The following is a 13,349-nucleotide window of genomic DNA, read 5'->3' as shown; positions in this document are numbered from 1 at the left end:
CAGCGCGGCACGGAGGATGGAGTAGCCGCACCGACCAGCGGGGGCGGTGCGACCACGGCAGGAAGAGGGATATGACGTGACGGCTACGGTGGGCCGGCAGGCCGGGGCTGCGGCCCGGGCCGACGACGTGTGGAAGGTGTACGGCAGCGGTGAGGCGCAGGTCGTCGCGCTGCGGGGGGTGACCGCGGAGTTCGAACGTGGCCGGTTCACGGCCATCATGGGGCCGTCCGGGTCGGGGAAGTCGACGCTGATGCACTGCCTGGCCGGGCTGGACTCGGTCACCCGGGGCACGGTGTCGATCGGCGAGACGACGGTGACCGGGCTGGGTGACGCCGGGCTGACGAAGCTGCGCCGGGACAAGGTCGGCTTCATCTTCCAGCAGTTCAACCTGCTGCCCACCCTCACCGCCCAGGAGAACATCCTGCTGCCGCTGTCGATCGCCGGTCGCAAGCCGGATCCGGCCTGGTACGACACGGTGATCGACACGGTCGGGCTGCGGGACCGGTTGGGGCACCGGCCGGCGCAGCTCTCCGGCGGCCAGCAGCAGCGGGTGGCGTGTGCGCGGGCGCTGGTCGCCCGCCCGGAGGTGATCTTCGCCGACGAGCCGACCGGCAACCTGGACTCCCGCTCCGGCGCCGAGGTGCTCGCGTTCCTGCGCGACTCGGTTCGCGCCCACGGGCAGACCATCGTGATGGTCACCCACGACCCGACCGCGGCCGCGTACGCCGACCGGGTGGTCTTCCTCGCCGACGGGCAGATCGTCTCGGAGCTGACCGAGCCGACGGCGGAGACCGTGCTGGACACCATGAAGAAGCTGGACACCGCGGTCGAGGTGACCCGCTGATGTTCCGGGCGACGCTGAAGAGCCTGCTCGCCCGCAAGGTCCGCCTGGTCCTCTCCGGCCTGGCGGTGGTGCTGGGCGTCATGTTCGTCTCCGGCGCGTTCGTGCTGACCGACACGCTGGGCCGCTCGTTCGACCAGGTCTTCGCCGACGCGTACGAGGGCGTCGACGTCAATGTCTCGGCGAAGCCGAAGGTGGCGGTCGGCGAGACCGAGGGTGAGCAGGTCACGGCGCCCGTGCCGGGTACCGTGCTCCAGCAGGTGCGCGGGGTGCCGGGGGTCGCCGAGGCGACCGGCGTGGTGGCCGCCGACGGTGCTCTGCTGATCGGCAGCAACGGCAAGGCCGTCACCTCGTTCGGGCCGCCGCAGCTGGGCGAGAACTGGCTGGGCGAGGACGACCTGGTGCGGCTGCGCGAGGGGCGCGAGCCGCGCGCGGACACCGAGATCGTGGTCAACGCCGCGTTGGCCAAGGCGGCGAAGGTGAAGGTCGGCGACCGGGTCGGTGTGCTGACCCTGGAGCCGAAGCGGGAGTTCACGCTGGTCGGCGTCTTCGGCTACAGCGGTGGCCGGGACTCCGTCGGCGGGGTGAACGAGGTCGCCTTCACCACCCCGGTGGCGCAGCAGCTGATGCTCGGGCAGAAGGACTCCTTCTCCAACGTCCGGATCACCGCCGCGGACGGGGTCGACGACGCGGCGCTGCGCGACGACGTGGCCCGCGCGCTGGGCGACGGGTACCAGGTCAAGACCGGCGCCCAGGAGTCGGCGGACGCGTCCGCCGGGCTCAAGGAGGGACTGTCGTTCTTCAACAAGGTGCTGCTCGGCTTCGCCGCGGTGGCCCTGCTGGTGGGCACCTTCCTGATCCTCAACACGTTCTCGATCATCGTGGCGCAGCGGACCCGGGAGCTGGCCCTGATGCGGGCCATCGGGGCCAGCGGGCGGCAGATCGTCGGTTCGGTGGTGCTGGAGGCGATCGCGGTCGGACTGGTCGCCTCGGCGCTGGGGCTGGCCGCGGGCATCGGGGTGGGCGCGCTGCTGGCGTACCTGTTCGGCAAGCTCGCCGGCGGGCTCACCCTGGCCGGCCTGGGCGTGCCGGCCGCCGCGGTGATCGGCGCGTTCGCGGTCGGTCTGGTCATCACGGTGGTGGCCGCGCTGCTGCCGGCGCTGCGGGCCGCGCGGATCCCGCCGATCGCGGCGATGCAGGACGTCGCCACGCCGGACCGGCCGCTGACCAAGGTGACCGTGGGCGGGGCGCTGGTCACGGCGGTCGGCGCGGTGCTGCTCTTCCTCGGGCTCACCGACAACGCCGGCGATCAGACGCTGCCGACCATCCTCGGCGGGGTGCTCTTCACCTTCATCGGGGTCGCGCTGCTCACCCCGCTGATCAGCCGACCGGTGGTGACGCTGCTCGGGTCGCTGTTCGCCTGGTCGGTGCCGGGCAAGCTGGGCCGGCTCAACTCCGGGCGCAACCCGCGCCGCACGGCGATCACCGCCGCCGCGCTGATGGTCGGCATCGCGCTGGTCACCGGGGTGACGGTGATCCTGGACTCGGCGAAGGGCAGCATCACCAAGCTGGCCGAGGACCGGATCTCGGCGGAGCTGGTGATCGCCGGGCAGCAGGGCGGACCGCGCCCGCCGAGCTTCGACCCGGCGGTGCTGGAGCAGGCCGCCGCGATCCCCGGGGTGGCCCTGGTCGACGGCGAGTACGGCGACCTGGCGGTGGTGAACGGGGAGAACACCTGGGTGAGCGCGTCGAGCGACCCGGCGGCGCTCACGCGGGTGTTCGGGGCGGAGCGGGTGGCCGGTGACATCAGTCGGCTCGGCCCGGACCAGATGCTGTTCAGCTCGGACACCGCGAAGTCCCGCGGGGTGCGGGTCGGTCAGCAGGTCACCGTCCAGCCGTCGCGGGGCGAGGCCCGCACGTACACCGTCAGCGGCATCTTCGAGAGTTCCCAACTGACCAACCCGGCGGTGCTGCCGGCGTCGGCGGCGAAGGACTTCCGCATCCCCAAGCCGATCCAGGGCTACGTGCAGCTCGCGCCCGGCGCCCGGGTCGCCGACGTGCAGCCGCAGCTCGACCGGCTGGTCGCCGACAGCCCGGAGGTGTCGGTGGCCGACCGGGACGCCTTCATCAAGCAACAGACCAGCCAGTTGGACACGCCGCTCACGATGATCCAGATCCTGTTGGCGCTGGCGATCGTGATCGCGGTCCTGGGCATCGTCAACACGCTGGCGCTGTCGGTGCTGGAACGCACCCGGGAGCTGGGCCTGCTGCGGGCGATCGGGCTGCGGCGGTCGCAGACCATGCGGATGATCACCGTGGAGGCGGTGGTGATCTCGGTGTTCGGCGCGCTGCTCGGCGTGGTGGTGGGCACCGGCCTGGGTGCGGCCGTGGTCCGGGCGCTCAAGGACGAGGGGATCACCGACCTGGTCCTACCGTGGGGTCGGATGGGCGTCTTCCTGCTGCTGGCCGCGATCGTCGGGGTGGTCGCCGCGGTGGTGCCGGCCATCCGCGCCGCCCGGATCAACGTCCTGGGCGCCATCGCCCACGACTGAGCGACCGCAGCGTGACGGCCCCACGCCGGCGGCGTGGGGCCGTCACGCGTCCGGGCACGGATCGACGGGACGCCGCCGGCTCAGGCCGGGGACTCACCGAGCAGCGCCGCCAGCAGCTCCAGGTCCGCCGCGGTGAGGCTCTCCAGTTGGTGTACGCCGTCGGCGGGCGCGATCGGCACCTCCGCCGGCACGGCCAGCACCGCCGCCCCGGCGGCCAGGGCGCTGGCCACCCCGCTCGGCGAGTCCTCGATCGCCACGCACCGCCCGATCGGCACGCCGAGCAGCCGCGCGGCGGTCAGGTAGGGCTCCGGGTGCGGCTTGGCGGAGGTGACCTCGTCGCCGCAGACCACCGCGTCGAAGCTGTCCCGCCCGAGGGTCTCCAGAGCCACCTCGACCAGGGGCCGGCCGCTGGAGGTGACCAGCGCGGTGGGGACACCGGCGGCGCGTATGGCACGCAGCAGGGCCAGCGCGCCGGGCCGCCAGCGCAGTCCGGTCCGGAACAGCTCCAGGATCCGCGCCTCGATCCAGGCGGCGCTGACCAGCGGGTCCCGCTCCGGCTGCCCCAGGTCGTCGTGCAGGATGCGCATCGACGTGGCCATGGCGGTACCGACCATGGCGCGGCGGGCGTCGTCGGAGAGCGTCCCGCCGTACTCGGCGGCCAGCTCGCGCAGGGCGACGTCCCACAGCTTCTCGCTGTCGACCAGGGTGCCGTCCATGTCGAAGAGCACGGCGGCGGGGTGCGGGCTGCTCAGCGGATCCTCCCGGGGTGTGGCGTACCCGGGGATCCTCTCAGCCGCCCGCGCCGGGACGCCGACGGTCCCGGCGCGGGGTGACCCACGTCCCGTCGCCGGTCAGCCGAGGTCGCAGGCGTCCAACGACTTCTCGTAGCCGCGGAAGAACGCCTCGGTGCGCTGCTCGGCGGTGCCGTGGGCGCCCTCGGCGAACCACGGCTGGTCCGGGTCGTCGCCGACCGCGAGCAGCCCCTCCCGCAGCTCGTCCAGGTCGCCGTCCTGCAACGTCAGCGACTTGTCGCGCACCGAGTCGCCGATCCACGCCCCGGCCATGCAGTCGGCCTGCAGCTCCTGCTGGATGGTGTAGCTGTAGCGGATGCCGAGGCGGACCTGGACGCCGTGGGCGTACTCGTGGCCGAGCAGGTAGAACACGAACGCGTCGCCGATCTTGCGGAACGCCTGGACGGACCAGTTGACGTCGTAGGCGATGAAGTCGCCGGCCGAGCAGTAGACGGCGTTGTTGCGGGGCAGTGGCTGGTCGCCGCAGGCCACCTCGCCGCCGCGCTGGTACGGGATGACCCGCCGGATCGGCCGGAACCGCTCGCCGGAGGCCTTGAACTGGGCGGTCCAGTACTGCTGGGCGCCGCCGACCGCGCCGTTGAAGTCCTCCTTGAACTCCGCGACGCTGGTGGTGCCGTCGGCGCGGGTCTGTTGCGGGTCGGCCGAGCCGCGGGGCTGCTGCTGCCGGGGTTGCTGCTCCGGTGGCTGCCCCTGCGGGTCACCCTCGCCGCCCACCCCGCCGGCCGCGCATCCGACGCCGACCAGGACGGCCACCATGAGCCCGGCCAGCGGTCCCAGCCGCCGACGTCCCGCCTTCTGCCCCACGGTTGCCTCCCCGGCTCCAGTCGTTCGCTGTCAGGCGCAGTACCCCAAGCACGCGCCGATGATGCCCGTTGCTGATCACGTGCCACGGCCGGAGAACGTTCAGTGGCGCCGCAGCGGTAGGGTGCCGTCGTGATCAACGGCGTGGCGCACGCAAGCATCGTCTACTGGCGCAAGAGCATCTGGAACGGCGTCCGTTGCGTGCCGGTGCTGATGACCCTGGAACAGGGCTGGCTGCGGGCCCGGGACCGGGCCGGCGCGGAGGTGTTCGCGGTGCCGGTCGGGCAGGTCGGCGGCCGACTCACCCGGATGCGTACCCTCCTGCTGGACGTGGGCGGCCGACGGTACGCCCTGGTCGGGCGGGGCTCCAGTGTGTCCCCCGACGTCAGCCGCGAGCAGCGGCAGGCGCTCGACGCGTTCCGGGCCGCCCGGGCCGCCGCGCCGGACGCCACGGAGGGACCCGGGTTCGTCGACGCGATGTTCAACGAACGCGCCGCATGGAACATGCGCGGTTGGCGGGACGCCCTGGTGGCGGCCGGCTCCGGCGTCCGGCGCTGACGGGATCCGGTCGTACGGGTGACCGGAGGGCCGTGGTCCTCTCCTCCACCGCGTCCACGCGGGACTCAGCCGGGCCCCTGCTGCCCGCGCTGCCAGGCGCCACCCTGCGCGCCGTGCCGTTCGGCGGCGTGCCGTTCCTGCTCGGCGGTGGCGATCCGGGCCGCTGCGGCGTCCTCGCCGGAGGTCGTCCGGGCCCGGTCCCGCCGGGTGACGTACCAGATGGAGACGAGGCCGAGCAGCAGCACGGCTCCGATCACGATCCACATCGTCCGCATGCCCGGGACGGTAGCGCAGCCGCGCTCGTCGGCCCGCCCTGATCGGCACCGCTCGGGTCAGCCCTCCGGCCCGCCGGTTCGGCCGGCCAGGTAGTCCGCGGTGGACGCGCGCAGCGCGTCGACGCAGGCCAGGACGGCGGGGTGCCGGCCGGCCCCGCGCCGGTACGCGATCCGGGTGAGCCGGCGCAACGGCAACGGCGCCAGCCGCACCTGCGGCGGTGGGGCGTCCGCCCCGAGTTGCGGCACCAGCGCCACCCCCTGGCCGGCGGCGACCAGCGCCAGCACGGCGGTGAAGTCGTCGGCGTGGTGGCGGACGGTCGGGGTGAAGCCGGCCAGCTGGCAGGCGCGTACGGCCATGGTGTGGCAGAGGGTGCCGGGGCTGCCCATCACCCAGTCGGCGTGCCGGGTCGCCTGGACGGGGTCGGTGGTGTCGTCGAGTGGCGTGTCGTCGGCCACCGCCAGGTAGACCGTCTCGGTCAGCAGCGGTTCGGCGTCCAGCGCCGGCTCGGGCGGGACGGGGGCGATGTCGTAGTCGTGGACCAGGGCCACGTCGAGGCGCCGTTCGCGCAGCGCCGCCGGGACGGCCGTGGGGTCCAGTTCGGTGACCATCAGGTCGAGCGCCGGGTGCTCCCGGCCGAGGGCCACCAGGGCCGCCGGCAGCAGGGTGCGTACGGCGCTGGGGAAGGCGCCGATGCGGACCGTGCCGGACAGGCCGGTACGGGCGGCGGCCAGCGCGGCGTCGGCGGACTCCAGGGCGGCGAGCACGGTCTCGGCGTGCCGGACCAGCGCCACTCCGGCGGGGGTGAGACCGACCCGGCGGCCGGTGCGTTCCAGCAGCGGCACCCCGGCCTCCCGTTGCAGGGCGGCCAACTGCTGGGAGACCGCCGACGGGGTGTACGCGTGGGCGTCGGCGACCGCGGCGATGGTGCCGAGGTGGGCGAGGTCGCGCAGCAGGACCAGGCGGCGTACGTCGAGCATCAGTTCAGCTTACGGTTTCGTTGAGGAATCTGAACTGGTGCTGACCGGTCCGGTGGCCGAGGCTGGGGTCATGACGATGACCGGCCTCTTCGTTCCGCTGATCACCCCGTTCGCCGAGGACGGGACGGTGGCCCTGGACGCGCTCGCCGGCCTCGCCCGCCAGGTGCTCGACGGCGGGGCGACCGGCCTGGTGGCCCTCGGCACCACCGCTGAACCGGGCACGCTCTCCCCAGCCGAACGGCGCGCGGTGCTCGACACGGTCGCGCGGGCGTGCCGGGAGCGGTCCGCGCCGCTGCTGGTCGGGGCCAACACGCCCGACGAGCTGACGGCGCTGGCCGGGCGGCCGGAGGTGTCCGCCGCGCTGACCCTGGTGCCGCCGTTCGTGCGGCCCGGCGAACGGGGGGTGCTCGCCCACTTCGCCCACCTGGCCGCGGTCAGCCCGGTGCCGCTGGTCGTCTACCACGTGCCGCACCGGACCGGGCAGCACCTGTCGACCGGGACGCTGCGCGAGCTGGCGGCGATCCCGGGCGTGGTGGGGGTGAAGCACGCCGTGGGCGCGGTCGACCCGACCACGGTCCGGCTGCTCGCCGACTCGCCGCCCGGCTTCGCGGTGCTCGGCGGCGACGACGAGCTGCTCTCGCCGGTGCTGGCGCTCGGCGCGCACGGCGCCATCGCCGCCTCCGCGCATCTCGCCACGGCCGACTTCGCCGCGCTGGTCGAGGCGTGGCGGGTCGGTGACGCGGCAAGGGCCCGACCGCTGGGTCACCGGCTGGCCGCGCTGGCCGCCGCGCTGTTCGCCGAGCCCAACCCCACCGTGGTCAAGGCCGTCCTGCACGCCCGGGGGCGGATCCCGACCCCGGCCGTGCGCCTGCCGCTGCTGCCCGCGTCGGCCCGGAGCGCCACCGCGGCGCTGCGTCGGCTCGACACCCTGGCGGGCCCGCCGGCCGTGACCGCGGAGGAGCCGGCGGCGGTGCCGCCCGAGACGACCGACTGGACCTTCGTCATCGAACGCGGGTGCCGGGAGTGCGGGTTCACCCCGCCGCCGGCCGACACCACCGGGGCCCGGCTGCGCGCCTCCGTGCCGCTGTGGCGGACCCGGCTGGCCCGGCCGGACGCCCGCGAGCGGCCGGCGCCGACGGTCTGGTCACCGGTCGAGTACGCCTGCCACGTCCGGGACACCTGCCGGATCTTCCGCGAGCGCCTGGCGTTGATGCTGCGGGAAAACGACCCGACCTTCGCCAACTGGGACCAGGACGCCACCGCGGTCGCCGACGACTACTTCCACCGGTCCCCCGCCGAGGTGGCCGAGCAGTTGGCCGCCGAGGCGGCGGCGACCGCCGCGGCGTTCGACGCGGTACGCGACGACCAGTGGGAGCGCCCGGGCCGACGGGACAACGGCTCGGTGTTCACGGTGCGCACCTTCGCCGTCTACTTCCTGCACGACGTGCTGCACCACGAGCACGACGTCACCAGCCAGCGGCCCCGCCGGCCCGCTCGCGGCGCTCGGCGCGGACCAGTCCCCGCGACGCCAGCGAGCCACCGACCAGCCCGAACATCGTGACGCCCGGCAGCAGGTAGACGCCCCTGTGGTTCTCCGGGGTCCGCGAGTCCCGGACGTCGCCGGTGGGGTGCTGCGGGTTGTACACGATGGGCAGTTCGTCGCCCGGCTTCGCCCGCGGGTCGGGCGCCGAGTCACCCTGCCCGACCTGGGCCCGCACCCGGCGGCCGGCGGCGGTTCCCGAAGAAGGCCGTGCGCCCTGGTTCCCGCTGCGACGACGATGGCAGACGCTGCCAGACCGACCCTTGTGGAGGAAGCTCGGTGCCCGCTGCGCCCCGGCTCGGTGGCGTCGATCATCGGGTTAGGGGACGGTCGCTGACCTGGCCGCCGGGCGCACGGCGCGACCGGCGGTTATGGTCCGGGCATGCATCGCAGCCGGGTGTACGCCCTCATCATCGACGCCCCGCGGGACGAGGCCGACGCGGCGGCGGCGTTCTGGTCGGCCGCCCTCGGGGTACCGGCCGGCCCCGCGCCGGGCGAGCCGCAGTTCATCGACCTGCACGGCGCGCTGCCCGGGCTGGTGGCCGCCGTGCAGTCGGTCGACGACGCACCGCGCCTGCACCTGGACATCGAAACCGACGATCCGGTCGCGGAGACCGACCGGCTGCTCGCCCTCGGCGCGACCCAGGTCGCGCGGTGGCAGGAGTGTCGGGTGCTGCGGGTGCCGGGCGGGCACCTGGTCTGCGTGCTGCCGGTGGAGAGCGACCGGGAGCTGTTCGACGCGCAGGCCCGCGCCTGGCCCTGACGCACGCGGCGAACGGCGCCCCTGGCATCCTGGCGCGATGTCACGTGCTCGCCTGGCCACGATCGTCGGGATCCTGCTGCTCGTCGCGGCCTGCCTGCTGCCCTGTGTCCCGTTCGGAGACTGGGCCGGCGGGTCGCTGCCGCCGCAGGACGCGCCGCCGGACGTGCTGGAGCGACAGGCGGCCGAGATCGCCGCGGCGCGGCACCGGCTGGTGCTGGCGCTGGCCGGTGCGGGCGTACTGGCCGCGCTGGGCGTCGCCGCGCTGGTGCACGGCCGACGGCGGCGCGGGGGCGAGCCGGGCCAGTAAGCCAACGGCAGTCGGGAGATCGTCAGACGGGCGGCGAGGTCGGGCTGACCGACGGCACGTGGTGGCCTTCTGCATCGCGCTGCCGGTCGGAGCCGGACAGGTCGCCGACCGGGCCCCCGGTTCAGTCGACGCCTTCGATGATGCGGAAGTCGCGCTCGACGCCGTCGGAGAGGGCGAGGAGCGCCTCCTGGTAGGCCTTGCTCTCGTGCGCCGCGACGGCCTGTTCGAAGCTGTTGAACTCGACCAGGACAGTGCGCCCGGCGATTCCGGCGTCGTGTGCGACGACCCGACCGCCGCGGGCGAGGGTACGCCCGCCCGCGGCCTTGACGGCCGCAGCGGCCAGCCTGTTGTATGCGGCCAGCTTCTCGGGGTCCGAGATGGTGCGGTAGGCGCTGACCCAGTAGCCCTTGGCCACGAAACCTCCAGTGTTCGGACGAGCACATCTGACGTCGAGTTCACAATCTAGATCGACTTTGCCCGACGGCGGTGACCGGGTGATTCAGCGCACGGGAGCTTTGGCGGGCGAGCATGAGGCTGACCAAGGTGGTCAGCGCCATCGCAGCCAACCCGACCAGCGCTGCCGTGGTGTAGGCGCTGTCGTTCGGGAAGAGCCGGCCGGTGTCGGTGCCGGCGGCCAGGAGCACGGGGCCCTCGATCCGTTCGCGCAGTCGAGGCGTGATCCTGCCGGCGACGAACCCCAGCACGGAGAACGGGATGAGGACGAGCCCGGCGACGAACATGGCAATGTTCGCCCCGGCGACGGAGGTGGCGTAGCAGTCCCGCAGGACCTCGTCGGCGACCCGGTGACCGGCCCCGAGGACCCGCTCACCGGCCGGCGTTAGGTGGTGCTCGATCCGCCGGCCGCGCCCGGGGCGACGCTCCACCAGACGCTGCGCCACCAGCCGGCCGGCAAGCGCGCCGAAGGCCTGCTAGGTCTGGAAGGTGGCGGCGGCGGGCGCCCGACGCCCGCGGCCTCGCCGAGCACGCCTGGCACGACCACCGCCGCGGTCACGTCGACCCGGCCACCGTCACGCCGGACCAGCTCGCCCGCCGGCTGGCCGACCGCGAGACCATGCGGGTGCTGGCCGGCGACCCCTACATGCACGACCCGACGCTGGCGCGTCGACTGGCCGCGGCGCGGACGTCCACCCGGCTGCTCTGGGGCGAGAGCGACCGGATCGTCACCCCGGCCTACGGGGCGGCCTACGCCGCGGCGTTCGGCGACGGCCGGCTCGAGGTCGTCACCGAGGCCGGGCACCTGCCGCACCTGGAAAACCCGGCCGCCACCCTGTCCCTGCTGGATTCCTGGCTGAACCGGCACGCGAGGTTGCGGAACCAGGATGCCTGACTAAAGTCAGCATTATGGAGCAACTGGTCGCCGCCGTACGCCGGTTCAACCGCACGGTCACCCAACGGGTGGGCGCCCTCGACGACGAGTACATGGCGCGGGCGCGACCCCTCGCACAGGCACGCCTACTGTGGGAGATCGGGCCCGACGGCGCGGAGGTCGCGGCGCTGCGCGCCCGACTGGCCCTGGACTCGGGCCACCTGAGCCGCCTGCTGCGGGCCCTGGAGGGCGACGGGCTGGTCACCGTCGGACCGAGCGGCCGGGCCGGCGGCGACGCACGGGTACGGCACGCCCGGCTCACCGCCGCCGGCCGGGCCGAGTGGGCAGAACTCGACGAGCGCTCCGACGCGTTCGCTCACTCGATCCTGGAGCCGCTCACCGCGCCGCACCGGGACCGACTGGTCGCGGCGATGGCCGAGGTCGAGCGGCTGCTGGTCGCCTCGATGGTGGTGATCGAGCCCTGCCCGCCCGGCGACCCCCGGGCCCGGGCCTGCGTGCGGGCCTACGCCCGGGAGGTGGCCCGCCGGTTCGACGACGGATTCGATCCCGCGCTGAGCAGCCCGGTGCACGACGCCGACCTCACCCCACCCGCCGGGCTGTTCCTGCTGGCCACGCTCAACGCCGAGCCGGTCGGCTGCGGCGCCGTCAAGCTGCACCCCGGCGCCCCCGCCGAGATCAAACGGGTCTGGGTCGCCGAGTCGGTACGCGGGCTCGGGGTCGGCCGGCGACTCCTGAACGAGTTGGAACGACGGGCCGCCGAGCGCGGCTGGCACCGGATCCGGCTGGACACCAACCGCAACCTCACCGAGGCGATCGCGCTGTACCGCTCGGCCGGCTACCGGGAGGTCGAGGCGTACAACACCGAGCGGTACGCGCACCACTGGTTCGAGAAGCAGCTCGCTCCGTGAGTCCGGCGGGGATGCCGCCAGCCGTCGAATTTATGTTGGTCGATCATTGAAATCGATCTATATAAATTTATAGGGTTGACTCATCCCGCTCACCCCTTCCCCCGACGGAGCGTGAACGATGCGTCTGCCCAGGATCACCCGAGCCCTCGCCACCCTCGCCGCAGCCACGATGGCGACTCTCGGCGCCGTCGCGGTCGAAGCCGCGCCGGCAACCGCCGCCCTCCGCAACGTCTGCTACAACACCAGCCAGGCCGGACCGTTCGCCAGCTACGCCAACCAGGCCGCCACCATCTGGAACAACGCCACCCTCAACATCAACATGGCGCAGTGCGGCTCGAACCTGATGATCTACTACACCTACGGCGGCGGCTCGTACGCCGTGCGCAACAGCCTCGGCAACGGCTACGTGGTCATCGACTACTACCAGGCGCAGCAGTACTCCCCGCTGCGGATCGTGACCCACGAGATCGGGCACATCCTCGGGCTGCCCGACAACTACAACGGCAACTGCGCGATCCTGATGTCCGGTGGCAGCGCCGGCACCAGCTGCACCAACCCGTACCCGAGCTCCGGCGAGGCCGCGACGGTCGATCGCAACTTCGGCTTCGCCGCCCGCACCGCCGCGACCTCCGGGGTCTTCACCGACAGCTGGCCCGCCCCGGCCACGGTGGGCGCCGGCCGCTGAACGTCGCCGCCGGCCGGGCCGACGCTCGCGTCGGCCCGGCCGGCGGCCCGCGGTCAGCCAGTTCTCGCGTACGCTCCGCCGGTGAACTCCGTACCGTCCATCCTGGACGCCGTCGGTCTCGGCGGGCGGCCGGCCACCACCCAGGACGCCGCCGGCAGCGGCACCGCCGTGCTCGTCGACGTCTCCCCCGACGAAGCGCTCGACGCGTGGGCGACCGCCCGGACCACGGTCGACCGCACCGGCCGCTGGCCGGTGCTCTGCCAGCGACACCTGGCGCACGACGGCGACCTGTTCTCCCGGTTCTACTTCGACGAGGGCGCCGACGGCGCCGATGCCAGCCCGGCGGCCGTGCTGGCCCGCGCCGAACGCATCGACGTCGACGCCCGGCTGGTCGAGTGGCGAACCCAGTACCCCGACGGCCTGCGCGACTGGGTCGACCAGGAGATCGACCGGGCGCGCGAGGACACCCGCGAGCGCTACGGCGACGCCCCGGACGCGGCCCAGATCCGCGCCGCCGTGAGCGACGACGAGACCGTCGAGGTCGCCATCGAAGGAAGCCTGTTCGACTGGGAACACGGCCGCCCGCGGCTGGTCGCGCCCGACCCGGGCATCCAGGAGTGGTACGGGTCCCCCGACGAGCTCACCACGCTGGTGCTGCTGCCGGTGCCGCAGCCCTGGGCGGTGTACGCCTACGTCAACGCCCTGCACGACTCCTGCGCGTACGGCCAGGACCTGCTGGTGGCCGCCGCCCGGCGGTGGTACGAGCGACACGGCGCCGAGCCGGTCGCCGCGCTGGAGGTGTCGACCTGGCTACGGGTCACCCGGCCGCCCACCGACCCGCGGGAGGCCTGGCGGTTGGCGACGGAGCACCACACCCTCGCCGAGAACACCCTCGCCACCCCGGCCGTCGCGCTGCGCGAGCACGCCCACCTGCTGACGGAGCTGCGTCACTGGGTGCTGTTCTCCCGCCCCTGAGCCCAC

16 protein-coding genes and 1 pseudogene are annotated in these 13,349 nt (G+C 73.8%); 11 read left to right on the top strand and 6 right to left on the bottom strand.

Annotated elements, in window-relative coordinates:
* The first annotated feature begins 76 nt into the window (after positions 1–76).
* Together GA0074704_RS16480 and GA0074704_RS16475 are read left to right on the top strand one after the other, a co-directional pair.
* A complete protein-coding gene (locus GA0074704_RS16480) occupies positions 77–844 on the top strand; it encodes an ABC transporter ATP-binding protein (protein WP_088971329.1) in 768 nt (255 codons plus the stop codon).
* A complete protein-coding gene (locus GA0074704_RS16475) occupies positions 844–3,393 on the top strand; it encodes an ABC transporter permease (RefSeq protein WP_088971328.1) in 2,550 nt (849 codons plus the stop codon). Before GA0074704_RS16480 ends, GA0074704_RS16475 begins: the two co-directional genes overlap by 1 nt.
* An 80-nt stretch (positions 3,394–3,473) precedes the next feature.
* Here the strand turns inward: GA0074704_RS16475 and GA0074704_RS16470 are convergent, their stop codons facing one another.
* Positions 3,474–4,121, bottom strand: coding sequence for an HAD family hydrolase (locus tag GA0074704_RS16470; protein ID WP_269458898.1), 648 nt, complete (start codon positions 4,119–4,121; stop codon positions 3,474–3,476).
* A 123-nt stretch (positions 4,122–4,244) separates the two neighbouring features.
* The gene (locus tag GA0074704_RS16465; RefSeq protein ID WP_088971327.1) at positions 4,245–5,009 is read right to left on the bottom strand and encodes a neutral zinc metallopeptidase; all 765 of its coding nucleotides are present in this window, start codon (positions 5,007–5,009) and stop codon (positions 4,245–4,247) included.
* A gap of 129 nt (positions 5,010–5,138) precedes the next feature.
* Here GA0074704_RS16465 and GA0074704_RS16460 point away from each other — a divergent pair, with 129 nt between their 5' ends.
* The gene (locus GA0074704_RS16460) at positions 5,139–5,564 is read left to right on the top strand and encodes a hypothetical protein (protein ID WP_088971326.1); all 426 of its coding nucleotides are present in this window, start codon (positions 5,139–5,141) and stop codon (positions 5,562–5,564) included.
* Positions 5,565–5,629: 65 nt separating this feature from the next.
* Here GA0074704_RS16460 and GA0074704_RS16455 read toward each other — a convergent pair whose 3' ends face one another.
* On the bottom strand, positions 5,630–5,839 hold the full coding sequence (locus tag GA0074704_RS16455; RefSeq protein WP_088971325.1) for a hypothetical protein: 210 nt from the start codon (positions 5,837–5,839) through the stop codon (positions 5,630–5,632).
* 57 nt (positions 5,840–5,896) lie between these two features.
* The gene (locus GA0074704_RS16450) at positions 5,897–6,817 is read right to left on the bottom strand and encodes a LysR family transcriptional regulator (protein WP_088971324.1); all 921 of its coding nucleotides are present in this window, start codon (positions 6,815–6,817) and stop codon (positions 5,897–5,899) included.
* A 70-nt stretch (positions 6,818–6,887) separates the two neighbouring features.
* Between GA0074704_RS16450 and GA0074704_RS29205 the strand changes: the two are divergent.
* The 4 genes and pseudogenes from GA0074704_RS29205 to GA0074704_RS16430 form a co-directional block, all read left to right on the top strand.
* Positions 6,888–7,742: pseudogene (locus tag GA0074704_RS29205) on the top strand (dihydrodipicolinate synthase family protein); the annotation flags it as partial.
* Positions 7,743–7,763: 21 nt separating this feature from the next.
* Positions 7,764–8,378: a DinB family protein gene (locus GA0074704_RS29200; RefSeq protein WP_197697658.1), complete on the top strand. Its 615-nt coding sequence runs from the start codon at positions 7,764–7,766 to the stop codon at positions 8,376–8,378.
* A gap of 361 nt (positions 8,379–8,739) precedes the next feature.
* Entirely contained in the window at positions 8,740–9,120 is a 381-nt protein-coding gene (locus GA0074704_RS16435) for a VOC family protein (RefSeq protein ID WP_088971322.1), read from the top strand.
* Between the two features lie 37 nt (positions 9,121–9,157).
* Complete coding sequence (locus GA0074704_RS16430; RefSeq protein ID WP_088971321.1) at positions 9,158–9,427, top strand: hypothetical protein; 270 nt, start codon at positions 9,158–9,160, stop codon at positions 9,425–9,427.
* A gap of 121 nt (positions 9,428–9,548) precedes the next feature.
* On the opposite strand, the gene GA0074704_RS16425 is transcribed toward GA0074704_RS16430, so the two are convergent.
* Together GA0074704_RS16425 and GA0074704_RS29195 are read right to left on the bottom strand one after the other, a co-directional pair.
* Positions 9,549–9,842 (bottom strand): DUF1330 domain-containing protein, encoded by a 294-nt coding sequence (locus tag GA0074704_RS16425; RefSeq protein WP_088971320.1) that lies wholly within the window; start codon positions 9,840–9,842, stop codon positions 9,549–9,551.
* A gap of 40 nt (positions 9,843–9,882) precedes the next feature.
* Positions 9,883–10,326: a hypothetical protein gene (locus GA0074704_RS29195; protein WP_197697539.1), complete on the bottom strand. Its 444-nt coding sequence runs from the start codon at positions 10,324–10,326 to the stop codon at positions 9,883–9,885.
* A gap of 173 nt (positions 10,327–10,499) precedes the next feature.
* Between GA0074704_RS29195 and GA0074704_RS16410 the strand changes: the two genes are divergently transcribed.
* The 4 genes from GA0074704_RS16410 to GA0074704_RS16395 all read left to right on the top strand — a co-directional run bounded on the left by GA0074704_RS16410 (position 10,500) and on the right by GA0074704_RS16395 (position 13,343).
* Positions 10,500–10,775, top strand: a complete 276-nt coding sequence (locus tag GA0074704_RS16410; protein ID WP_197697690.1) for an alpha/beta fold hydrolase — start codon at positions 10,500–10,502, stop codon at positions 10,773–10,775.
* Positions 10,776–10,789: 14 nt separating this feature from the next.
* Positions 10,790–11,683, top strand: coding sequence for a bifunctional helix-turn-helix transcriptional regulator/GNAT family N-acetyltransferase (locus GA0074704_RS16405; RefSeq protein WP_231926476.1), 894 nt, complete (start codon positions 10,790–10,792; stop codon positions 11,681–11,683).
* Between the two features lie 118 nt (positions 11,684–11,801).
* Positions 11,802–12,368: a snapalysin family zinc-dependent metalloprotease gene (locus GA0074704_RS16400; RefSeq protein ID WP_088971319.1), complete on the top strand. Its 567-nt coding sequence runs from the start codon at positions 11,802–11,804 to the stop codon at positions 12,366–12,368.
* Between the two features lie 81 nt (positions 12,369–12,449).
* A complete protein-coding gene (locus GA0074704_RS16395; protein ID WP_088971318.1) occupies positions 12,450–13,343 on the top strand; it encodes a DUF4253 domain-containing protein in 894 nt (297 codons plus the stop codon).
* Positions 13,344–13,349 lie beyond the last annotated feature (6 nt).

Source organism: Micromonospora siamensis (assembly GCF_900090305.1).
Lineage (GTDB): Bacteria > Actinomycetota > Actinomycetes > Mycobacteriales > Micromonosporaceae > Micromonospora > Micromonospora siamensis.
The sequence above is the reverse complement of the archived record's forward strand: the minus strand, read 5'-3'. Positions and strand labels throughout refer to the sequence as shown.